Raw genomic sequence first — 437 nt, forward strand, 5'->3', positions numbered from 1 at the left:
GGGGTCGGGGGTGGGGGGCAACGCGGACTGAATCTCGGCGAGAACACCATCCAGATTGCCGAGGACGTCGTTATTCCAGAAGCGTAGCACGCGATAACCGAGCGCTTCGATGTGCCGCGTGCGCGCCGCATCGGCATCGCGCTGCTCGTCGTGCTGGCCGCCGTCGAGTTCGATCACGAGCTTGGCACCGCGGCTGGCGAAGTCGACGATGAAAGGACCAATCGCCGCCTGCCGGCGGAAGTGCGAGTTCGCCAGCACGAGGTCGTGCCGCAAGCGCTGCCACAGCAAGCGCTCGGCGTCCGTCGGATTCTGGCGCATCATCTGCGCGAAGTACCGCTGGCGATCGTCGATCATCGCTGGCGATCCAAACATTGACGTCTGCATCCGTGGACCCTCACCCCCGCCCCCTCCCCGCAAGGGGGAGGGGAGCAGAGGGT

The 437-nt window shown here is 66.1% G+C and carries 1 protein-coding gene; it reads right to left on the minus strand.

All coding sequences use genetic code 11. The features are described from left to right. Positions 1-354: endonuclease domain-containing protein (locus DU475_RS23980; RefSeq protein WP_164633536.1), on the minus strand; the 354-nt coding region annotated here is incomplete at its 3' end. Positions 355-437 lie beyond the last annotated feature (83 nt).

The sequence above is a fragment of the Rhodopseudomonas sp. WA056 genome (assembly GCF_010906995.1).
GTDB lineage: Bacteria > Pseudomonadota > Alphaproteobacteria > Rhizobiales > Xanthobacteraceae > Rhodopseudomonas > Rhodopseudomonas palustris_G.